We start from the raw sequence: 21,164 nt of genomic DNA on the forward strand, positions 1-21,164 counted from the left end.
GCTTCCCGCCGCATGCCCTTCCCGAGGCCGATCCGGAATAATATCCTAAACCATCCTCGTGCACAAGACAGGCCCGCCCGTGCTGCCACGGGCGCTCCCGCCCCGGACACGGCGGTCACTGCCGCAGGCTCGCTCCCGTGGCCTTCTCGGCCGCGGCCACGATCCTGCCGGCCACCGCCTCGATCTCCTCCTCGGTGAGCGTCCGGTCATTGGCCTGGAGCCGCACCGCGATCGCGAGCGACTTTCGCCCCTCGCCCACGTTCGGCCCGGCATAGACGTCGAACAGGCGCACGTCGCGGATCAGGCGACGGTCGACGCCGCGCACCGCATCGAGCAGCTTTCCGGCCGGCACCGACGCGTCGACGACGAAGGCGAAGTCGCGGTCCACCGGCGGATAGGGCAAGGGCTCGAGCGCCGGCTTGGCACGGGTAGCGCGCGTCTTGGGTTTGGGCAGCGTGTCGAGGTCGAGCTCGAACGCCACCACCGGCACGGCTGCGAGGTCGAACATCTTCAGCACACGCGGATGCAGCTCGCCGAAGGTGGCGAGCAGCGCGCGTCCCTGGCGCAGGCAGCCCGAACGGCCGGGATGATACCAGGCGGGCGCATCGGTCGTGACCTGCACGCTGTCGGGCTTGATGCCGAGCACGGCGAGCGCCGCCAGCGCGTCGCCCTTGGCATCGATCGCGTCAACCGGGCGGGTGCGCTGCGCCCAATGGCGCGGCTCGGCGGCGCCGAAGCGCACGGCCGCGAGCGCCATGACCTGCTCGCCCGGCATGGGCCCCAGAAAGCGGGGTCCCAGCTCGAACAGAGCCCCGGCCTCGTGCTTCCTCGCCACGTTGCGCGCCACCGCCGCCACGAGGTTCGGCAGGAGCGAGGGCCGCATCGCCGAGAGCTCGGCGTTGAGCGGGTTGCGCTTCAGGATGGGCTGCTCGTGGCCGAACAGCATCGCCTGCTCGGGCGGGACGAACGACCAGGTCACGGCCTCGGCATAGCCCATGGCCGCCACGGCGCGGCGCACCACCATGCGCCGGCGCTGCTCGGCCGTCAGCACGGCTTGGCCCACCGCCTCGGTCCGGGTGACCGGCACCGGGGGGATGCGATCATAGCCGTGCAGCCGCGCCAGCTCCTCGACGATGCAGGCCTCGGTCGAGATGTCGTGGCGCCAGGAAGGCGGTGTCACCTGCCACTCCGCCGGGCCACCTTCGAGCGTGAAGCCGAGGCTCCGGAGAATGCGCTCGATCTCGGCGGGCTCGAGGTCGATCCCGGCGAGGCGCGCGAGACGGCTGCGGCGGAAGCGCACCGGTGCCGCCCGCCCCGGCACGGAGCCGGCGACGAACGGCTCGTCCGCCTCACCGCCGCACAGCTCGAGGATCAGGCGCGTGGCGTACTCGGTCGCGGGCAGGACCAGCCCGGGGTCGAGACCGCGCTCGAAGCGGGTGCGGGCGTCGCTCTCGATGCCGAGCCGGCGGCCGGTGGCGGCGGTGCGCAGGGGATCGAACAGCGCCACCTCCAGCAGGACGTCGGTGGTGTCCTCGTCGACGGCGGTGCTTTCGCCGCCCATGATGCCACCGAGGCTGATCGGGCCGCTCTCGTCGGCGATCACGGTCATCCCGTCGTCGAGCCGGTAGGTGCGGCCGTCCAACGCCAGGAGCTCTTCGCCGAGGCGCGCGAAGCGCAGCGTGATGTCGCCCTGGACCTTTGCGGCATCGAAGACGTGGAGCGGCCGGCAGAGGTCGAAGGTGAGATAGTTCGTGATGTCGACGAGCGCCGAGATCGGCCTGAGGCCGATCGCCTTCAGCCGGTTCTGCAGCCAGGCCGGGCTCGGGCCGTTGCGCACGCCACGAATCATTCGGCCGACGAAGAGCGGGCAGGCATTCTCCTCGCCCTTCGGGAAGGCGAGATCGATCCGGATGCCGGCCGGGCCTCTGCTCGGGACCGGCGCGAAGTTCCGGGTCTTCAGGCGGCCGAGGCCGGCAGCGGCGAGGTCGCGGGCGATGCCGACGACGCCGAAACAGTCGCTGCGGTCGGGGGTGAGCTTGACCTCGATCACCGGCCCTTCGAGCCCGAGCGCCTTCGCCGCCGGCTCGCCGACCTCGGCGGTCTCGGGCAGCTCGATGATGCCGGTGTGATCGTCGCCGAGCTTGAGCTCGCGCGCCGAGCACAGCATGCCGACACTGGGCACGCCGCGGATCACGACCTTCTTCAGCACCTCGCCCGAGACCGGGATCACCGCACCTTCGGGCGCGAACACGACCTTGATGCCGGCGCGGGCGTTGGGGGCGCCGCAGACCACATCGAACGTGCCGTGCTTCGTCTCGACCGTGCACAGACGCAGCCGGTCGGCGTTCGGATGCTGGCGCGCTTCCCGGACATAGCCGACGCTGAAGGCTGCGAGGTCGGCGCCGGGATCGCTGATGCCCTCGACCTCGATGCCGAGCATGGTGAGCCGGTCGGCGAGAACCTCGAGGGAGGCCTCGGTCTCGAGATGCTCCTCGAGCCAGGGGAGCGTGAACTTCATCGCGACAGCCCCGCGTAGGTGGTGGGGACATCGAGCGGCACGAAGCCGTAATGGCGCAGCCAGCGCAGGTCGGCCTCGAAGAAGGTCCTGAGATCGGGGATGCCGTATTTCAGCATCGCCACACGGTCGATGCCCATGCCGAAGGCGAAGCCCTGCCACTCCTCGGGATCGAGGCCTACCGCCTCCAGCACCTTGGGATGCACCATGCCGCAACCCAGGATCTCGAGCCAGTCGCTGCCCTCGCCGACGACGAGCTCGTCCTTCGAGCGCCTGCAGCCGATGTCGACCTCGGCCGAGGGCTCGGTGAACGGGAAGAAGCTCGGGCGAAAGCGCACGGGCACGTCGTCGCGCTCGAAGTAGGCGCGCACGAAGTCGATCAGGCAGCCCTTGAGGTGGCCCATGTGCGTACGCCGGTCGATGAGGAGCCCCTCGACCTGGTGGAACATGGGCGTGTGGGTGGCGTCGCTGTCGCGCCGGTAGGTACGGCCGGGGGCGATGATACGGAACGGCGGCTTGCCGGCGCGCATCGTCCGGATCTGCACCGGGCTCGTGTGGGTGCGGAGCAGGAGCGGCCGGTTGTCGAGCTCGGCCTCGAGGTAGAAGGTATCGAACATCTGCCGCGCGGGGTGCTCCGGCGGGATGTTGAGCGCCTCGAAATTGTGCCAGTCGTCCTCGATGTCGGGACCTTCCGCGACCGAGAAGCCCATGTCGGCGAAGATCGCGACGATTTCCTCCATGGCCTGGGTCACGGGATGGATGCGGCCTTCGGGGCGCTCGCGCGGCGGCAGGGTGACGTCGATCCGCTCGGCCTCGAGCCGCGCATCGAGCGCTGCCTCCTCGAGCACGGCACGGCGGGCGGCCAGCGCCTCCTCGATCTCGCGTTTCAGCGTGTTGAAGGCCTGACCGACCTCGCGGCGCCGCTCGGGCGGAAGCGAGCCCAGCTGCTTCACGAGCTCGGTGACCCGGCCCTTCTTGCCGAGCGTGTGGACGCGGAGATCCTCGAGCGTGCGCAGATCGCCGGCAGCGGCGAGCTGGCCCAGGATCTCGCTGCGAAGACGGCCGATGTCGACGTCCATCCGCCTAACCTCTCGCGATGCGGCCCTCAAAGCGGGCCAGAGAATCGGGACAACAAAAAGGGGCCCTGCGAGGCCCCTCTTCGCCCGGCCCGGAGCGATCGCTCCGGTGATGTCCACGGAAGCACCCCCTCGAGGGTGCGCCGGCTTCACGCCTGGAGAGCGGCCTCGGCCTGCTTGACGAAGCCCGCAAACGCCGCCGCGTCGTGGACGGCGATGTCGGCCAGGACCTTGCGGTCGAGCTCGACACCGGCGAGCTTCAGGCCGTGCATGAACCGGCTGTAGGTGAAGCCGTGCTCGCGCACCACCGCGTTGATACGCTGAATCCAGAGCGCGCGGAACTCGCGCTTCTTCGTCCGCCGGTCGCGGTAGGCGTACTGGAGCGCCTTCTCCATCGACTGGCGGGCGGTCTTGATGCAGGTGCTGCGGCGGCCGCGATGGCCCTTGACCTGCTCCAGCACCTTCTTGTGCCGGGCGTGGGAGGTAACGCCGCGCTTCACACGAGCCATATCGGTCGATCCTTAATCTACCTGCCGCCGGTGCTTCAACGGTAGGGCAGCATCAGCTTGACGAGCGCCGCGTCCCCGGCTTCGAGAATCTTGGCCCGACGCTGGCCGACCTTCACGGTCTGGGCCTTGTGCGTCATGTTGTGGCGGTGGAAGGCGGCAGCCCGCTTCACCTTGCCCGTGCCGGTGAACGAGAAACGCTTCGCGGCGCTCCGCTTGGACTTCATCTTCGGCATGTCAGGGAAAACTCCAGATCAAACGCAGCGCGCGCCGCGGCGCGACGACGGCCCGCGCCTTATAACGGAGCGAACGCGCGGGCGCAACAGCGAGAAAAGCGTTCCCTGCCCGCACCCCGGCATCTACCGCCGGGCATGCTTGCGGTGCGCGCGCGGTGCCGCCAGCACGAGCGCCGTCCAGGGCCCCCGGTCGATCCGCTCGAGGAGGTGCAGCCCCTGTCGGCAGTGGGCGGCGATCACGGCCCCGGCCTGCCGGTCGAGCAGACCCGAGAGTACGGCATGCCCACCCGGCGCCAGATGCCGGCGCAGGGCAGGGGCAAGCTCGATCAAGGGATCGGCCAGGATGTTGGCGAGGATAAGATCGAAGGGGGCACGTCGGCGGACCAGGGGATGGCGATAGCCCTCGGCCACGATCACCCGCATCCGATCGGCGACGCCGTTGATCCGCACGTTCTCGGCCGCGACGCGCACGGCGATCGGGTCGTTGTCGAGCGCTATCACCTCGGCCGGCCAGCATTTGGCGGCGGCGATCGCGAGCACGCCCGACCCGCAGCCCACGTCGAGCACGCGGTGGAACCGACGCTTCCGAGCCAGCCGGTCAATCGCGACGAGGCAGGAATGGGTGGTCGCGTGCTCGCCCGAACCGAAGGCGAGGCCCGCATCGATCTCGATTCCGACCAGCCCCGCCGGTAGCGCGTCGCGCGCGTGCGAGCCGTGAACGACGAACCGGCCGGCCTCGATCGGCGGCAGCTTCAGCTTCGTGGCGCCCACCCAGTCGGTCGCCGGCACGCGCTCGACCGTGACGCCGTCGAGCGTCACGCCGGCGGCCTCGCAGGCCAGGCGCAGTTCGTCCGCGAGCTTCTCGGCCTCCGGCGGCTCGCGGTAGAACAGATCGATCTGCCAGCCCGAGGCCTCGGCCGTCGCCTCGTCCTCGATCTCGAACACGGAGACGCTGAGCGCATCCTCCTCGAACCGCTCCAGCACGTCGGGCATCCCGGGCCCGCGCGTCCGGACGGTAGCACGCCAGAGCTCGGCTTCGGCCGTCACGGCAAACCTCGTTCATGAACGTGAAGCAACCCGCGGGATCGGTTAGGCGGGCTCGACGAAGCTGTCGATCACCTTCTTCCTTCCCGACTTCTCGAAGGCGATGTCGAGCTTGTTGCCGTCGATCGCCTCGATCCGGCCGTAGCCGAACTTCGGGTGGAAGATCCGCTCGCCCGTCTTGAAGGCGCCGCTCCTGCCCACGGGCCGGGTCTGGAGGATCTCGGCCCGGCCCTCGATCAGCTTCGCACCCTCGACCCGCTGCGTGCGGAAGCGGCTCGTGGACCTGGCACGGAACGGCTCGTCGTCGAGGAAGCTGCCGAGGTCGGGACGCGTCGCCGGATTCCGGTGCAGGTGCTCGATGTGCTCGGGCGGCAGCTCGTCGATGAAGCGCGACGGCACGCTCGAGGACCACTGATTGTAGATGCGCCGGTTGGCGGCGAAGCTGATGGTGAGCCGCCGCCTCGCGCGGGTCATGCCGACATAGGCGAGCCGGCGCTCCTCCTCGAGCGCCTTGGTCCCGCCCTCGTCGATCGCGCGCTGGCTCGGGAACAATCCCTCCTCCCAGCCGGCGAGGAACACGTTGTCGAACTCGAGCCCCTTCGCACCGTGCAGCGTCATGATGGTGACGAGGTCGGCGTCGGGCTCGGTCGCGTTCTCCACGACGAGACTCACATGCTCGAGGAAGCCCGGCAGCGTGTCGAACTCCTGGACCGCCTTCACGAGCTCCTTCAGGTTCTCGAGCCGGCCCGGCGCATCCGGCGAATGCTCGGCCTTCCACATCGCGGTGTAGCCGGATTCGTCGAGGATGGTCTCGGCGAGCTCGCGCGGGCTCTTCTCGCCGAGCTCGGCGCGCCAGCGATCGAAGGTGGCGATCAGCTCGACGAGCGCGTTCCTCGCGCGTGTCGGCAGCTCGTCGGTCTGGGACATGGCGCGCGCCGCCTGGAGCAGACTGACCTCGGCCGCGCGCGCCGCGGTGCGCAGGGCCTTGAGCGTGCTCTCGCCGATGCCGCGCCGCGGCAGGTTGATGATCCGCTCGAGCGCCAGATCGTCGTCGGGCTGACAGACGACGCGGAAATAGGCGATGGCGTCCCGGATCTCCGCCCGCTCGTAGAAGCGCGGGCCGCCGACGACGCGATAGGGCAGGCCCACCTGGATGAAACGCTCCTCGAAGGCACGCGTCTGAAAGCCCGCGCGGACCAGGACCGCGGTCTCGGTGAGCTTCCCACCCCGGCGCTGCCAGGCCTCGATCTCGTCGGCGACGAAGCGGGCCTCCTCCTCGTCGTCCCAGAGACCTGCGACCCGCACGAGCTCGCCCGCCTCGCCCTCGGTCCACAAGGTCTTGCCGTGGCGGTGGCGGTTGCGGGCGATCACGCCGGAAGCCGCCGCCAGGATGTGGCCGGTCGAGCGGTAGTTGCGCTCGAGCCGAATGACCGCAGCGCCAGGAAAATCCTGCTCGAAGCGCAGGATGTTGCCGACCTCCGCTCCGCGCCAGCTATAGATCGACTGGTCGTCGTCGCCCACACAGGTGATGTTCTTGTGCCCGCCGGCCAGAAGGCGCAACCAGAGATACTGCGCCACGTTCGTGTCCTGATACTCGTCGACCAGGATCGCCTTGAAACGCCGCTGATACTGGGCGAGGAGATCCGGATTGCCCGTGAGCAAGGTCAGCCCGTGCAGGAGCAGGTCGCCGAAGTCGCAGGCATTGAGCGTGAGCAGGCGCTCCTGGTAAGCGCGGTAGAGTTCGATCCCCTTGCCCAGCGCGAAGTCGCCGACCTCGACCGCCGGCACCTGGTCCGGCCGGTAGCCCCGGTCCTTCCAGCGCTGGATGATCGCGACGAGGGCACGTGCGGGCCAGCGCCGCTCGTCGAGGGCGGCCGCCTGGATGATCTGCTTGGCGAGCCGCTCCTGATCGTCGGCATCGAGGATGGTGAAGCCGGGCTTGAGGCCGACGAGTTCGGCATGGGCGCGCAGCATGCGCACACCCATGGCGTGGAAGGTGCCGAGCCACAGACCCGCGACGCTGCGCCCGATCAGCCCCTCCACCCGCTCGACCATCTCGCGCGCGGCCTTGTTGGTGAAGGTGACCGCCAGCACCTCGTGCGGCCGAGCGCGGCCGGTGAGCAGAATGTGGGCGAGTCGGGTGGTGAGCACGCGCGTCTTGCCGGTACCGGCGCCGGCGAGCACCAGGAGCGGACCGTCCTCGGCCGTCACCGCCGCGCGCTGCTCGGGGTTAAGGCCCTGGAGATAGGAGGCGGCCTCGCCCGCGATCCGGGCGCCCGGCCCCGACATCCCCAACGCTAGCTGTCCGCTCATTGACCGATCGTCGTCCTGTGTGAGAGATACCGAGCCTACGGCTCCGGGCGATCCCGGCGTCCTTTATCGGAAAGGCCGAGAGGATGCTCGGCGGTGATCGTCATCGCCCTCACCTAAGAGGCCCGAGCGGCGGCGACAAGGCGCATGACCATCCGAGCGGGGGTTCTCCATGGTTCTCGACCGATGATGCGCGATCATTCGGTGCCTTGTCCGACATCATGCATGTCGCACGGATGAACCCATGCCTCATAACCTCTTCTTGTAGTTTGGAGCCGGTTTTGGTAGCCAGCGAGCCGTCGAGCGGCGAGTGAGCCGATGTCCCCGGTCGCCATCTGCATCTGCACCTGTGACCGCACGCATCTTCTGGCGCGTGTGCTGCATGCGCTCGAATCGATCGAGCTCGGCGAGTTCGGGTGCGAGAACGTCGTTCTGATCGTCGTCGACAATCGCCCGGACGGGCGGGTCCGCTCGCTGTGCGAGAGCATGCGCTCGCGGCTGCCGATGACGCTCCATGTCGTCGAGGAGCAGCAGCGCGGCATCTCGTTCGCCCGCAACCGGGGCGTGCGGGAGGCCCTGGCGCTGGGCGCCGGCTTCGTCGCTTTCATCGACGACGACGACCTGCCCCGCCCGGACTGGCTGCTCCACCTGCTGCGCACCCAGCACGAGACCGGCGCCGATCTCGTGTTCGGCCTGTGGAGCCTGCCCAACGACCTGCCGCTGCCGTGCTGGCTGCGCAACACCCGCTATTTCCGGCCGCCACGGCGCGAAGACCGCAACCGCTTCGGCCTGCCCGGCTGGGCCGGCACCTACAACGTCCTGATCTCCCGGCATGCGCTCGAGATGCTGGATGGGCCGGAAGGTCCGTTCCGTGCCGAGTTCGCCCATTGCGGCGGCGAGGACAGCGATCTGTTCATCCGCGCCAAGCACGCCGGCCTCAGCCATGCCTGCGCCTACGACTCGATCGTACTGCGCATCTGGGAGACGCATCGGCTCACCCTGCGCGGCATCCTGCGCCGCGGTTTCCAGCGCGGCGGCTCGCGGGTCCACATCGCAAGGGCGCATCTGCCGGCGGAGCAGGTGCGCGGGCTGGTCTGGGCGAGCTGGCGCAAGCTGGGCAAGGCGCTGCTGCGCCTTACTCTGACGGGATGGCGAAGGAGCCGGCTCGTGGGCTCGCTTCTGGCCCTCGCCCATTCCCTGGGCGAGATCTATGCCTGGACGGGAATGCGCTACAGCTTCTATCTGCGCCGGCCGGACGACGGCCGGAGAATCGGATGAGCGTTCCGTCCCGCCCGCCAGCGAGCCGCTCCCCCTTGCGCGAACAAGGTGACATGATGCCCAAGCGGGTTCCTCGATGGCGCAAGCGTCTGCGCAAATGGTGGAACGCGGTCGTCGAGGTCGCGCGCCTGGCCCCACTGGGGCGGCGCACGCTCGTGATCCTGGGCACGTTCGTCGCCGGCGTGCTCGATCTCATCGGCATCACCATGATGGTGCCGCTGATCATGGCGGCGACCAACCTAAAGGATTCGGCCAAAGGATCGGTGGTTGCCATCCGCACGGCCCTGGAAGCAGTGGGGCTTCCGTTCTCGCCGATCCCGATCCTGGTGCTGATCGTGGCCGGCCTGGCGCTCAAGGCCGTGGTCTCGATCGCGGTCACGCGCTACGTGGGCAGCGTCGTCGCGACCATCACGCGCGACATGCGGATCCGCCTGATTCGAAGCCTCCTGAACGCACGCTGGAGCTACTTCGTCCGCCAGCCGATCGGCCGGCTCGCCTTCGCGATCGGCCCGGAGGCCGATGCGGCGGGCCAGTGCTTCGAGAACCTGAGCGGTCTTCTGGCTCTCACCCTCCAGGTGCTCCTGTTCGTGACGGTGGCGGCGCTGCTCTCCTGGCAGCTTCTCCTGATCGCCATCATCGCGGCCGTCGTCAGCCTGGCCTGGTTCGGCCGCCTCGTCCAGCAGGGCCGGAACAGCGCCAAGGAGCAGCGGCGCCGGATGCGGCAGCGCTCGGCCAAGTTCACGGACGCTCTCCTCGGCATCAAGCCGATCCGTGCCATGGGCCGGACCGAGCGCTTCGCGCAAGTGTTCGAGAGCGAGGCCCGTGACGCTGCCGACAGCGCCCGCGCCGGCGTGCTGAGCGGGGAGTTCGCGGCCGACCTGCAAGAGCCGGTGATCGGCGCGCTCCTCGCGATCGGCCTCTATGTCGCGGTGAGCAGCCTCACCCTGCAAGTACACGACGTGCTGATCATGTCGCTCCTCATGGTCAAGACCGTCACCGCCCTCCTGCCGATGCAGCGGCAGGCGCAACGCTTCATCCAGTCGCACGACCAGTACCGCTCCTTGCGCGAGCTCCTGCGCACCACCGAGCGGGCGAAGGAGGAATCCTACGGCGGCCTGGCGCCTCGTCTGCAGCAGGCCATCCGCTTCGACCGGGTCACCTTTGCCTATGGCGAGAGGCCCGTGCTGCAAGCGCTGGAGCTCGAGATCCCGACCGGGAGCATCACGGCGATCATGGGTCCCTCGGGCGTGGGCAAGTCGACGATCGTGGACCTCCTGCTCGGCCTCTACAGGCCGGACGGAGGTGCGGTGCGAATCGACGGGGTCGATCTGCGCGACATCGATCTCACGGCCTGGCGGCACGGGATCGGCTACGTGCCGCAGGAGGTGCTCCTGTTCCACGACACGGTCCGACACAACGTGACCCTCTACGAGGAGGGCATACCGGACGAAGCGGTGATCGAGGCGCTCGTGGCCGCCGGCGCCTGGAGCTTCGTCGCGGAGCTGCCGGAAGGGCTCGACACCGTGGTCGGAGAGCGCGGCAACCGTCTCTCGGGTGGCCAGCGGCAGCGGATCTCGATCGCGCGAGCGCTCCTCCATCGGCCCCGCCTCCTGATCCTCGACGAGGCCACGACCGGCCTCGATCCGGAAACCGAGCGCGCTGTCTGCGCGCAGGTCCGCAAGCTCTGCGCCGAGTACGGCCTCACCGTGCTCGCGGTCTCGCACCAGCCGGCTTGGCAGGAAGCGGCGGACCTGGTCTATCGAATCGCGGATGGCGAGGTCGCGCAGGTGGCGTATCGTCTGCCACACGGCCGCGTCGGCGAAGCCGCTGCGGCGGGCTGATGCCGATCCGGCGCCACCCGAAGCCGTGGCCCGAGGACGGCCTCAGGCCGGATCCCGATGCTTGAGGCGACGTTTCTCGAGCTGGCGATGGATGCTCTTCTCGACGGTCCACAAAGGCTTGGTGACGCGCCAGGTCACCGACCGCTTGATCCGGTCCAGCTCTTTCGCCGGATCCTTCTTGCGTCGGACGAGCAGACCCGCGGATGCGGGGTGCATCTGGATGAACGTGGCCTGGGCCAGCCGCAGCGCGTCACGAAGACCGGGCGGCACCGCCCCGAGATAAGGGCGCAGACTGCGGGCGTAGTTGGCGTGGACGCTCGTCGAGCTCTGCACGCCCGACTTGCTCACCCGGTAGCGGACCAGCGGCCGCGGGACGACGTAGAGCCGAAAGCCCTTCAGGGCGGCACGCGCGAACAGTTCCCAGTCCTCGTGGCCGACCCCGTAATCCTCGCTGAAGCCGCCGAGCGCCTCGAACGCCTCCTTGCGGATCAGCGCGTTGACGTCGCCGAAGCAGTTCTCGAACGCGCCGAGCGCGACATTGGCGCCGGCCGGCAGCCAGAGCACCTCGACGGGGTCGGTCCGCGCCGTCGGATCGTCGCCTTCGAACGGGCGCAGGACGCAGGTGAGGATGTCGGCATCGGAGGCGAGCGCCGCCTTGACGAACGTGGAGAGTTCGTCCGGGTCGGTGACGTTGTCGTCGTCCATGAACTTCACGTACGTGCCGCGGGCCTGCGCCACCGCTGCGTTCCGCGCGGCGCCGGGGTAGCGGTTGGCTTGGCGGACGATGCGCCAGCCGCGCCGCTCGAACTCGGGCTCGAGCCGGTCGAGATAGGCCAGCGCCTCGGGCCGGTCGCTGCCGTCGTCCACCAGCACCACCTCGAAATGCGGGTAGTCCTGGGCTCGGACGGAATCGAGCGCTCTCGCCAGGAGCTCCGGCCGGTTGCGGGTCGTCATGCACACCGAGACCAGCGGCAGCGGCCGGGCGGCGGTCGCCGCTGGACGGGTACGCCGCTCCCGGCCCAGGCGCCCGTGCAGTTCCAGCCAGGCGCGGTGGTTCGCCTCGATGTCGAACGCGCACCGCACCGGGAGGTTGGGGGCGGCCAGGGCCTGCGCCAGCTTATCGGCGAGGAGCTGCGGCTGTGGGACGAAGCAGGCCCGGTCGCGGTCCTCGGGTGCTATGAGCTCCGGAATGCCGCCCACCCCGGCGGCAAGGAAGGGTATCCTCGCCGTCAGGCACTCCAGCACCGTGTAGGGCGAGTTCTCGACCAGGGACGGCATCACGGCGAGGCGGCCGGGCGCGGCGAGATAAGCGAGCGCGCCGTCGCGATCCTTGTCCGGGATCGTGCGGCAGGGAAACGGCCATGCCGCCGCCCGTTTGGCCGCATAGGCGTCGCCGCGCTCGCCACGAATGTCGCCGGGCTTGCCGAGGAAGGTGATGGTCAGGGGTCGCTGCAGCACGGGCACGAGGCGGTCCACCGCATCGCAGAACAGGGCCAGCCCCTTGCGCTCCTCGAGCCGCCCGAAGAACACGAGCTCGCTCACGGGGGCGCCGCCGCCCGCCGGCCGGGCCAGGGGGCGGTCGAGCATCACGTTGGGAAGGACCAGCGTGCGCTCGGGCAGCGTCCAGCCCTGCTCCCGGATCCAGTCCAGCATGTAGCGGCTCGGGCTGACGACAAGGTCGGCCAGCGCGATCGACTGGGCCTCGAGAAAATTCACATCGAGCTGATGGAAATGATTGACCGGCTCGTGGTTGCCCAGCGTGTGCCACAAGGTCGGGCTGTGGGTGCCGACGCAGAAGGTGGTGTCCTGGAAGTCGAGGCCCAGCCGCTTGGCCAGCATGGCGTAGTAGCCGTAGCCACGCCATTCCGGAAAGTGGACCACGTCGTAGGTGACCGGCCGACTCCTCAGCCACAGGTAGGTCAGGTAGGACTCGGCGCGCTGCGGCGGCGCGTAGAACCGCAGCTTGTGGTCCAAGAGCGCCGGCTCGAACGTGACTCCGCGCTCGGCGTACCATTGCTGCCAGCGCGAGATGGAACCCTGCTCGCACCGTTCACCCAGAAGAAACGCGATCGTGACCTCGTGGCCGGCCTGGGCCAGGAGGAGGGCCAGCTTGGTGTAGGCCGTGCCGATGCCGCCGTTCCTGATCGGCCCGTGAATATCGATCGTGGCGATGCAGATCTTCATGCTGAAGCTATCCAATGAGGCCGGCACGCCCGTGAGGTGCATGAGCCGTGTCGCCGCGTCAATCGGAACCGGCAGGGCAGGAAGGGGTCAGTCGCGCATTGCCGCGCCATTCCGGCGGAGCTTCTTCTTGGTGTAGCGGATGGGCCGGGACATGCGCCAGAAGAGCGAGCTCTTGATGCGGTCGAGCTCCTCGTCCTTGCGGCGGAACTGCTCCCGGAACCATTGCAGCTCCTTGTCCTTGTGGCGGCACTGTTCCTCAAGCCACTCTATGCCCTGCTCCAGCTCCTCCAGGTAGAGCCGCGCCGCAGCGGCCTCGCTCTCTTCCTCCTCTCTGCGCCTGAGGAAGGCGATCAGCTTCTGCAGCTCGGATCCGTGCGCGAGCCGCAGCGTGTCGCGCAGGGCCGCCGGGACAGCCTCGAGGTAAGGGCGCAGGCTGCGCTGGAAGTCGGCCACCATGTGGCCGCTGCGCAGCATGCCCGTGTCGCTCACGCGGTACCAGAACAGCGGCTCCGGCACGACGTGCAGCGTGAAGCCTCGCAGCACCGCACGCGCGAAGAGTTCCCAGTCCTCGTGCCCGACCCCGAAATCCTCGCTGAAGCCGCCGAGCGCCTCGAAGCATGCTCGGCGGATCAGGGCGTTGGCATCGCCGAAACAGTTCTCGAACAGCCCGAGCGATAGATTGGCGCCTACCGGCAGCCAGAGCGGCTCATGCTCTCCGCTCCCGGGATGGTCACCCCGGAACGGGCGCAGGACGCAGGTCAGGATGTCCGCGCCCGAAGCCAGCGCCGCCTTGACGAACGTGGAGAGCTCGTCCGGGTCGGCGATGTTGTCGTCGTCCATGAACAGGAGATAGTCGCCCCGTGCCGCGGCGGCAGCAGCGTTGCGGGCGGCACCCAGATATCGGTTCGCCTGGCGGACGATGCGCCAGCCGCGCCGCTCGAACGCGGGCTCGAGCCGGTCGAGACAGGCCAGCGCCTCGGGCCGGTCGCTGCCGTCGTCCACCAGCACCACCTCGAAATGCGGGTAGTCCTGCGCCTCGAGCGAGCGCACCGCCTGCTCGAGGAAGCGCGGCCGGTTGCGATGCACGAGGCAGACGCTCACGAGCGGCTGCTCCACCACCACCGGCGACGCCATGGAGGCGGCAGGGCGCCGGGCGAGTTCCTCGTGCAGCTCGAGCCAGCGGCGGTTGTTGGCGGCGACGTCGAAGGCGCAGCCCGCCGCTGCCACTCCGTCGTGCAGGGCGGCGCCGAGCGCGCGCGCGAGGGCCGGAGGCGTCGGCACGAAGCAGGTCCGCGCGCGATCGGGCTCGGCCACGAGTTCGGGCACGCCGCCGATCCCGGCCGCCAGGAACGGGATGCCGGCGGCGAGGCACTCCAGCACCGTGTAGGGCGAGTTCTCGATCAGCGAGGGGATCACCGCGAGGCGGCCCGGCCGGGCGAGATAGGCGAGCGCGGCATCGCGGTCGAGATCGGTGATCACCCGCCAGGGCAGGCCCCATGCCTCGGCACGCTCGGCGGCGAACGCCGGCCCGGGCTGGCCGTGGATCTGGCCGGGCTTGCCGAGGAACGTCACCTCGACCTGCCGGTCGAGAGTGGGTGCCAAGCGGTCCATGGCGTCGCAGAACAGACCGAGCCCCTTGCGCTCCTCGAGCCGCCCGAAGAACACGAGCTCGGTGACCATGGCGTTCCCGGGCCTCTCTGCCGGAATCGGCGCGTCCAGCATCACGTTCGGCAGCACCATGGCGCGCTCGGGCAGCGTCCAGCCCTGCTCCCGGATCCAGTCCAGCATGTAGCGGCTCGGGCTGACGACGAGGTCGGCCAGCGCGATCGACTGGGCCTCGAGCCAGTGGAGGTCGATCTGATGCAGCTCGGAGACGACGACGCCATTGCCTAGCGTGTGCCACAAGGTCGGGCTGTGGGTACCGACGCAGAAGGTGGTGTCCTGGAAGTCGAGGCCCAGCCGCTTGGCCAGCATGGCGTAGTAGCCGTAGCCACGCCATTCCGGAAAGTGGACCACGTCGAAGCGCTCGGGGAGTTCCCGCAGCCAGATGTAGGTGCGGTAGGCGTCGCCGCGCTGCGGCGGCCCCTGCAGACGCAGCCGCGCGTCGAGTCGGACGGGCCGGAAGACGATCCCGCGCTCGGCGTACCAGCGCTGCCATTCGCGCAGACTGCCCTGCTCGCCCTGCTCGCCGAGGAGGTAGGCGATCGTGACCTCGTGGCCGGCCTGGGCCAGCAGCAGCGCCAGCTGGGTGTAGGCCGTGCCGATGCCGCCGTTCCTGATCGGGCCGACGATGTCCAGGGTCGCGATGCAGATCTTCACGACGTCGCTCTCCGTCCTATCATGCCCGGCTACTACTCGACCGAGACCTTCTCCAGCCAAACCCGGCAGGCCGCGTCGGATCCATCGGCGCTCTCGCCTTCGAGCTGCAGCAGCCCGTAGGCGGCATCGGGGTCCGGCAGGGCCATGTCGAGGCGCGCCCCGTTCGTCAAGACCAGGGAGGCGGCATGATCGCGCCGGGGCGAGCCGTCGCGCTCGAGCGGAACGAAGCGCAGGTGCGCCGTCCTGGCAGGGCTGCAGGAGTCGAGCCTCACCTGCGCCCGCAGGCGGCTCACCGCCCCGAGCCTGCCGAAATAGAGCAGCGCGCTCGGGCCGGCGCCCACCGAGGTCTTGAACGTCGGCAGGATCGGCCGCTCGTCGATCGGCACGACGATCTCGGTCCGGTCGTCCAGATGGACCCAGTAGTCCTCGCCGCCCGGCGGTGGATCGATATCGCGCTCGAGGGTTGCCAGGGTCGCGAGGACGTCCTCGAGCGAGGGTGCGGCGATGCGCTCGAAGATCCGGGCCTCGGCATCCATGTCGAGCGTGAAGGCGCCGGGCAGCGGGCGGTAGTTGCGGGCGAAGTCGCGGCCGGCGACGAAGGCGCTCACCAACGCGCCGACGACATCCTGCTCCTGCGGCCGCAGGTGATACTGGGCCGGCGTCGCGACGACGACGAGATCGGCGTCGATCAGTGCCTGCAGGGGGTAGCCGTCGCGTGAGTCGACCTGCGGGCTCCACAGGATGCGCAGCGGCGGCTCCTCCGGACGGCGCACCTCCTTGTCCGCCGCCATCAGGATGTCGGGATTGAGCACGATCGAGGACGCGGCCACCAGGATCCTGCGGTCGGCTCCGGCGACACGCCGCAACTGCTTCACCAAGCCGCGCATGCTGGCATAGTCGCCGCGCCTGAGCGGCGGGATCGCCTGGGAGAGCAGGCCCACCCGGGTGTCGTTCGAGCCCAAGGCAGCGGTGAGCCGGGGCATCGCCCAGGGCGACAGGCACATGATGCCGTTCACGAGCAAGGCCAGAACGAGCGCGACGCGGGCCGGCCGGAAGGTCGAGAGCCGCATCAGCAGCCCGAGCCCGACCGCCAACACCGCGGTGAAGAGATAGGCGTAGTGCTGCCCGGTCTGCCGCGCCGCGCCGAACCAGACGGCCGCGAACAGGCCCGCCGCGCCCAGGACCAAGACGACGGCACCGCGGTCCACGTCGTGGCGCCACAGTCCCCAGCCGAGTCCGGCCAGACCGGCGACCAGGATCAGCCAGCCATAGTGCCCGCCGTAGTAGACCGCGAGGACGCCGGTCGGGATCTCGTACGAGGCATAGTAGACCGTGTAGTCGGTGGTCAGGGCGCGCCAGGCGAACGCCGGAGCGATCGCGAACAGGGTGCCCACGGCCACGACGGCCAGCACCATGGCGCGCGACGCGGTGACCGCGAGCACGGCCCTGCGTGCGTTGTCGGCTGCCGACTGCCAGCGTGCGGCCAGGGCGCCGACGCTCACCGTCGCGAGCTCGACCGTGGCGGCATAGGCGAGATGACGGCGGAAGACGATGGCGAAGCCGGCGAGAGAGCCGATCCACAGCACGCTGCGCCACCGGGCCAGCGTGCGGTCGCCGAGATAGATGTAGAGCACCAGCACCAGCAGCGCCGCGCCGCCGATATCCGGATAGCCGCGCAGCGCCGCCACCCAGGTGGCCGGCAGAGCGAGAACGAGCCAGGTCGTGGTCCAGAAGACCCGACGCGGCGCGCGCCTGACCAGGCGCGTGGCGACGGCGCCCGTCACCAGCGCGAACGGCACCACGTAAACGGCGACGATCGCGAGGATGTAGGGCATGCGGCCCGGTCCCGTGACCATCAGCAGCGGCGCCAGCGGGACCGACGGGATCATGTTGTAGTCGGACGGCAGTGCCACGAGGAACGCCGCCCAGGCCTGGCCCAGGTCGTGCGCGAGCAGGTGTGCGAGCCACTCGGATCGGACCTGATAGCCCACGAAGTCCCAGTAGTAGAAGAAGCGCTCGCTGCGCACGTAGAGGTAGGCGAACGCCAGGGCCGCCGCATAGACGGCCACGACCAGCAGCAGGTCGATAGCGAGGATGCGCCGATGCGCCACGGCGGAGGCGGCCGACGGAAAGGTGCCGGACAGGGCTGCCGGCCGGGCGATGCGACGGCTCGCCGCTTGGCCGACCGCATTGGAAGATACCCGGATCAACCAACGCTCCTTAAAATATCGGGCGGTATGGACGGGGTGCAGCTCGGACGAGCAGCGGAACGATGATCATCGCGGGCTCTAGTTGGGAACGCTGCAACGAGTCAATGAGCAGCTTGCGGAATGGTCAGCTTGCCCGCGGAAGGTGGAACAGCGCCGTGCCGCCTCCTGCGGCAAGGTGCCGCGCCGCCCCGAGAAGCGATGCGGCAGTGGCACGTCGCCTTGCCCCTTGTTACCGTCCGCGGCATCGGCCTTCCGGCGGGGCGGAAGGCCGGGGTTGGTTCTCGCGAGGTCACGCCAGGGTCGATGGACATCCTTCTCCTCGGGAACGATCCGGTCGGTCGAGCGCTCGACGTGGCGAGCGTTGCGGCACGCCGAGCGCAGCGGATGAGCAGCATCGGCCTACCGTTCCGGCCGACACCGGACCGGCATCCATGATGCGACCCGTGATGAGCCGGCAGCCGCCCCGCACCTGGCTGGCATCCCGCTTGCTTGCCCGTAAGGAGAGGTCGGCGGGACGGCCCTGCCCGTCACGGGCCGGCCGGACCGGCCGGGACCTTGCCTGGAACGAGGCGCGGCAGGCTCTGCCGCGCCGCACGCTGCAGCAGGATAATCGATGCGTTACGCGAGCCGGGTCCATGCTCTGGGCGGCGCCGAGGCCGCCGCATGGGACATTCACAACGAGGCCGTGGCCCGCAAGGCGCGCGGCGAGGACATCATCCTCCTGTCGGTGGGCGATCCGGACTTCGCCACCCCGGCCCCGATCGTCGCGGTGGCCAAGGCGAGCCTCGACCGCGGGCATACCCATTATGCCGACGTGACCGGCGAACCGGCCTTGCGGGCGGCGATCGCGGCCCACCACGCCCGGCTCTCGGGCCAGGTCGTGTCGCCCGATCAGGTCGTGGTGCTGGCCGGCGCCCAGTGCGCGCTGTTCGCCGCCTGCCAGTGCCTGCTCGAGCCGGGCGATGCGATCCTCGTGCCCGAGCCCATGTACGTCACCTATCCGGCCACCGTGGCGGCCGCGGGTGCGAGGCTCGTGCGGGTGCCGCTCGATCCGGAGCGGGGCTTTCACCTCGACCTCGACCGGCTCGAGGAGTTCGTCGGCCCCGACGTGCGCGCGATCCTGATCAACTCGCCACACAACCCCACGGGTGCGGCGATGACCCGAGCCGAGCTCGAGCGGCTGGCCGAACTGTGCCGGCGGCACGATCTCTGGCTGATCTCGGACGAGGTCTATGCCACCCTTCTCTACGAGGGCGAGCACGTGAGCCCGGCGAGCCTGCCCGGCATGGCCGAACGGACCGTCACCGTGTCGAGCCTGTCCAAGTCACACGCCATGACCGGCTGGCGCGTGGGCTGGCTGATCGGGCCGCGCGAGCTCGCCGTCCACGCCGGGCATCTGGCGCTCTGCATGCTCTACGGCTCGCCGGGCTTCATCCAGGAGGCGGCGACCGCGGCGTTGTCCTCGGAGCTCGCCGAGGTCGTGGCCATGCGCGAGCGCTACCGCCGCCGCCGCGACGCGGTCTGCCGCCGGCTCGCGGGCCTGCCCGGCCTCGCCTGCACCCGGCCCAAGGGAGGGATGTTCGTCATGCTCGACGTCCGCCGCACCGGCCTCGACGCCGACACGTTCGCCCGCGAGCTCCTCGCGAGCGAGGGGGTCTCGGTGTTGGCCGGCGACGCCTTCGGCGGGGCCGCCGCCGGCCATGTCCGCTTGAGTCTCACCGCCGCGGACGAGAGGCTGGCCGAGGCCTGCAACCGGATCGGCCGGTTCGCCTTCCGCCTGTCCGCCCGCAACGGCGCGCGGGCACCGGCCTCCGCAGCGCCGGCGGCCGAGGAGCCGGCGCTTTAGTCCGGCGCCGGGCCGGCGGCCTCATGCCTTCCCGAACGGAGCCGCCTTGTCCTGCCGCTCGCCGCTGCCGTCGCCGAGCACGACGGCCGCCAGCCGCCGCGCGGCCCGTCTCGCGGCATCGGGACGGCGGAAGCGGCTGCCGTCGAGGACCCGGAAGCGTCGGTCGAGAGCCACGAAGCGGAGATCGGTGGGCTCGCCGACGAGAACGCCGGCAAGGAGATCGGCCACGGTGACGGGCACCGCGTTCGCGTTGCGCTCCTGCATCGAAGGGTGATCCTTGCTGTTCCGAGAATGACGAAGGAAGAGGAAGCCCGAGAAAAGGCCGCCTCGAGGGCGCATGCGCGCCCGGATCAGCTACGACAATGGCGTCCGAGATCTCTGCTGGTGCGGACCGCGAACATGATCGACATGGCGGGCTCTCCCGAAGGACGAGAACCACGACCGAAGCCGTGGCGCTTTAGCGTTTGATGACGCGGCGCAAGCTGCTCGGTTCAAATCACCGCGGCAGCCCCGGCGGGCTGCGACATGATCATGGTAAGGCTCGCGCCCCGGGTCAACACGCGGCGGCATCTTTTTGGATTTTTAATAACTTGCTTCATCCTGTCCGGCCTTCCGGCACGGGCATCGGGACCACGATGCCGGACAGAATTCCAGTTATTCCCTATCATGTCAATAGGATTTATGTAGTTCAACCCCTGGCCCGCATCGGCAGTCTCGGTGTCGAGGGCACCTCGTGCGGGTCGTACGGCCATGCGGCGCGCCTCGGCCGCGCCCGTCCGCCGCCGACACGAGCAGCCTTTACGCTGCGCCGGCGGCGTGTATGCTCGCCAGCAACGCGGGGGGAGCAGCTCAACCGCAACAGGGAGGCAGGCATTGGCGCTGCTGGAGCTCAGGGGCGTCGCCAAGCATTTCGGCGCCATCGAGGCGCTCAAGGGTGTCGATCTCACCATCGAGCCCGGCGAGGCCGTCGGCCTCATGGGCGATAACGGTGCCGGCAAGTCGACGCTGGTCAAGATCATCGCCGGCAACTTCCCGCCCTCGGAGGGCGAGATCCGGCTGAACGGCGAGGTGCAACACTTCCACAAGCCGGCCGATGCGCGTGCCCGCGGGATCGAGATCGTCTATCAGGACCTGGCCTTGTGCGACAATCTCACGGCGGCCGAGAACGTGTTCCTGGGGCGCGCGATCACGCGCAAGCTCGGCCCGTTCAAGTATGTCGACTACCGCGCGATGTACGGGCGCGCCGCCGAGCTGTTCAAGGAACTCAAGTCCGAGACCCGGCCGCGCGATCTCGTCAAGCAGATGTCGGGCGGTCAGCGGCAGGCGGTGGCGATCGCCCGCACCCGGCTCGCCGAGGCCAAGGTCGTGCTCATGGACGAGCCCACCGCCGCGATCAGCGTGCGGCAGGTGGCCGAGGTCCTGGAGCTGATCCGCCGCCTCAAGCACCAGGGCATCGCGGTCGTGCTGATCAGCCACCGCATGCCCGACGTGTTCGCCGTGTGCGACCGGGTGGTGGTCATGCGGCGCGGCACCAAGGTGGCCGACAAGCCGATCGCCCACAGCTCGCCGGAGGAGGTCACCGGCCTCATCACCGGCGCCATCCGAGCCGCATGAGGCCCGCCGCCATGCAGAACAGCCGACCGCTGCAGACCAGCGTCGATCTCGACGAGATCGCCGGCCTCAAAGAGCGCACCCCGCTCCAGCGCTTCCTCGCCAGCCAGCCCTTCTGGGTCACGGTGGCGCTCGTCGCGATCTGCCTGGTGATGAGCTGGCTGCAGCCCGACGCCTTCGCCACCACC

At 69.6% G+C, this 21,164-nt stretch carries 14 protein-coding genes; 4 read left to right on the forward strand and 10 right to left on the reverse strand.

Features of this window, described 5'->3' with window-relative positions; genetic code table 11:
- Window positions 1-115: 115 nt before the first annotated feature.
- The 6 genes from pheT to U1T56_RS21145 form a co-directional block, all read right to left on the reverse strand.
- Window positions 116-2,518, reverse strand: coding sequence for a phenylalanine--tRNA ligase subunit beta (gene pheT, locus U1T56_RS21120; protein WP_418161484.1), 2,403 nt, complete (start codon window positions 2,516-2,518; stop codon window positions 116-118).
- Window positions 2,515-3,594, reverse strand: coding sequence for a phenylalanine--tRNA ligase subunit alpha (gene pheS / locus U1T56_RS21125; protein ID WP_418161485.1), 1,080 nt, complete (start codon window positions 3,592-3,594; stop codon window positions 2,515-2,517). The genes pheT and pheS overlap by 4 nt, the downstream gene beginning before the upstream one ends.
- 146 nt (window positions 3,595-3,740) lie before the next feature.
- Window positions 3,741-4,100 carry a 50S ribosomal protein L20 gene (gene rplT, locus U1T56_RS21130; protein ID WP_418161486.1) on the reverse strand — a complete coding sequence of 120 codons (360 nt, stop codon included), beginning with the start codon at window positions 4,098-4,100 and terminating at the stop codon, window positions 3,741-3,743.
- Window positions 4,101-4,135: 35 nt separating this feature from the next.
- Complete coding sequence (rpmI, locus tag U1T56_RS21135) at window positions 4,136-4,333, reverse strand: 50S ribosomal protein L35 (protein WP_418161487.1); 198 nt, start codon at window positions 4,331-4,333, stop codon at window positions 4,136-4,138.
- 123 nt (window positions 4,334-4,456) lie between these two features.
- Complete coding sequence (locus U1T56_RS21140) at window positions 4,457-5,380, reverse strand: 50S ribosomal protein L11 methyltransferase (protein WP_418161488.1); 924 nt, start codon at window positions 5,378-5,380, stop codon at window positions 4,457-4,459.
- Between the two features lie 42 nt (window positions 5,381-5,422).
- Window positions 5,423-7,690 (reverse strand): ATP-dependent helicase, encoded by a 2,268-nt coding sequence (locus U1T56_RS21145; protein ID WP_418161489.1) that lies wholly within the window; start codon window positions 7,688-7,690, stop codon window positions 5,423-5,425.
- A gap of 315 nt (window positions 7,691-8,005) precedes the next feature.
- On the opposite strand from U1T56_RS21145, the gene U1T56_RS21150 reads away from it, so the two are divergent.
- Window positions 8,006-8,965, forward strand: a complete 960-nt coding sequence (locus U1T56_RS21150) for a glycosyltransferase family 2 protein (RefSeq protein WP_418161490.1) — start codon at window positions 8,006-8,008, stop codon at window positions 8,963-8,965.
- A gap of 53 nt (window positions 8,966-9,018) precedes the next feature.
- Window positions 9,019-10,806 carry an ABC transporter ATP-binding protein gene (locus U1T56_RS21155; protein ID WP_418161491.1) on the forward strand — a complete coding sequence of 596 codons (1,788 nt, stop codon included), beginning with the start codon at window positions 9,019-9,021 and terminating at the stop codon, window positions 10,804-10,806.
- Between the two features lie 42 nt (window positions 10,807-10,848).
- On the opposite strand, the gene U1T56_RS21160 is transcribed toward U1T56_RS21155, so the two are convergent.
- From U1T56_RS21160 to U1T56_RS21170, 3 genes are all read right to left on the reverse strand, one after another.
- A complete protein-coding gene (locus tag U1T56_RS21160; RefSeq protein WP_418161492.1) occupies window positions 10,849-12,990 on the reverse strand; it encodes a glycosyltransferase in 2,142 nt (713 codons plus the stop codon).
- 87 nt (window positions 12,991-13,077) lie between these two features.
- Entirely contained in the window at window positions 13,078-15,309 is a 2,232-nt protein-coding gene (locus U1T56_RS21165) for a glycosyltransferase (protein WP_418161493.1), read from the reverse strand.
- 32 nt (window positions 15,310-15,341) lie between these two features.
- Complete coding sequence (locus U1T56_RS21170; protein ID WP_418161494.1) at window positions 15,342-17,519, reverse strand: hypothetical protein; 2,178 nt, start codon at window positions 17,517-17,519, stop codon at window positions 15,342-15,344.
- A gap of 613 nt (window positions 17,520-18,132) precedes the next feature.
- On the opposite strand from U1T56_RS21170, the gene U1T56_RS21175 reads away from it, so the two are divergent.
- On the forward strand, window positions 18,133-19,365 hold the full coding sequence (locus tag U1T56_RS21175; RefSeq protein WP_418161495.1) for a pyridoxal phosphate-dependent aminotransferase: 1,233 nt from the start codon (window positions 18,133-18,135) through the stop codon (window positions 19,363-19,365).
- 21 nt (window positions 19,366-19,386) lie between these two features.
- Here the strand turns inward: U1T56_RS21175 and U1T56_RS21180 are convergent, their stop codons facing one another.
- Window positions 19,387-19,629 carry a hypothetical protein gene (locus U1T56_RS21180; RefSeq protein ID WP_418161496.1) on the reverse strand — a complete coding sequence of 81 codons (243 nt, stop codon included), beginning with the start codon at window positions 19,627-19,629 and terminating at the stop codon, window positions 19,387-19,389.
- Window positions 19,630-20,238: 609 nt separating this feature from the next.
- On the opposite strand from U1T56_RS21180, the gene U1T56_RS21185 reads away from it, so the two are divergent.
- Complete coding sequence (locus U1T56_RS21185) at window positions 20,239-20,979, forward strand: ATP-binding cassette domain-containing protein (protein WP_418161497.1); 741 nt, start codon at window positions 20,239-20,241, stop codon at window positions 20,977-20,979.
- The last annotated feature ends 185 nt before the right edge of the window (window positions 20,980-21,164 follow it).

It is taken from the genome of Benzoatithermus flavus (assembly GCF_037908215.1).
GTDB classification, from domain to species: Bacteria; Pseudomonadota; Alphaproteobacteria; order Geminicoccales; family Geminicoccaceae; genus Benzoatithermus; species Benzoatithermus flavus.

Bases quoted from the DNA above. Each gene is read 5' to 3' on its own strand.
- U1T56_RS21175 (WP_418161495.1), top strand. From the start codon at position 18,133: ATGCGTTACGCGAGCCGGGTCCATGCTCTGGGCGGCGCCGAGGCCGCC.
- U1T56_RS21180 (WP_418161496.1), bottom strand. From the start codon at position 19,629: ATGCAGGAGCGCAACGCGAACGCGGTGCCCGTCACCGTGGCCGATCTC.
- U1T56_RS21160 (WP_418161492.1), bottom strand. From the start codon at position 12,990: ATGAAGATCTGCATCGCCACGATCGATATTCACGGGCCGATCAGGAAC.
- U1T56_RS21155 (WP_418161491.1), top strand. From the start codon at position 9,019: ATGATGCCCAAGCGGGTTCCTCGATGGCGCAAGCGTCTGCGCAAATGG.
- rpmI (WP_418161487.1), bottom strand. From the start codon at position 4,333: ATGCCGAAGATGAAGTCCAAGCGGAGCGCCGCGAAGCGTTTCTCGTTC.
- U1T56_RS21145 (WP_418161489.1), bottom strand. From the start codon at position 7,690: ATGAGCGGACAGCTAGCGTTGGGGATGTCGGGGCCGGGCGCCCGGATC.
- pheT (WP_418161484.1), bottom strand. From the start codon at position 2,518: ATGAAGTTCACGCTCCCCTGGCTCGAGGAGCATCTCGAGACCGAGGCC.
- rplT (WP_418161486.1), bottom strand. From the start codon at position 4,100: ATGGCTCGTGTGAAGCGCGGCGTTACCTCCCACGCCCGGCACAAGAAG.
- U1T56_RS21150 (WP_418161490.1), top strand. From the start codon at position 8,006: ATGTCCCCGGTCGCCATCTGCATCTGCACCTGTGACCGCACGCATCTT.
- pheS (WP_418161485.1), bottom strand. From the start codon at position 3,594: ATGGACGTCGACATCGGCCGTCTTCGCAGCGAGATCCTGGGCCAGCTC.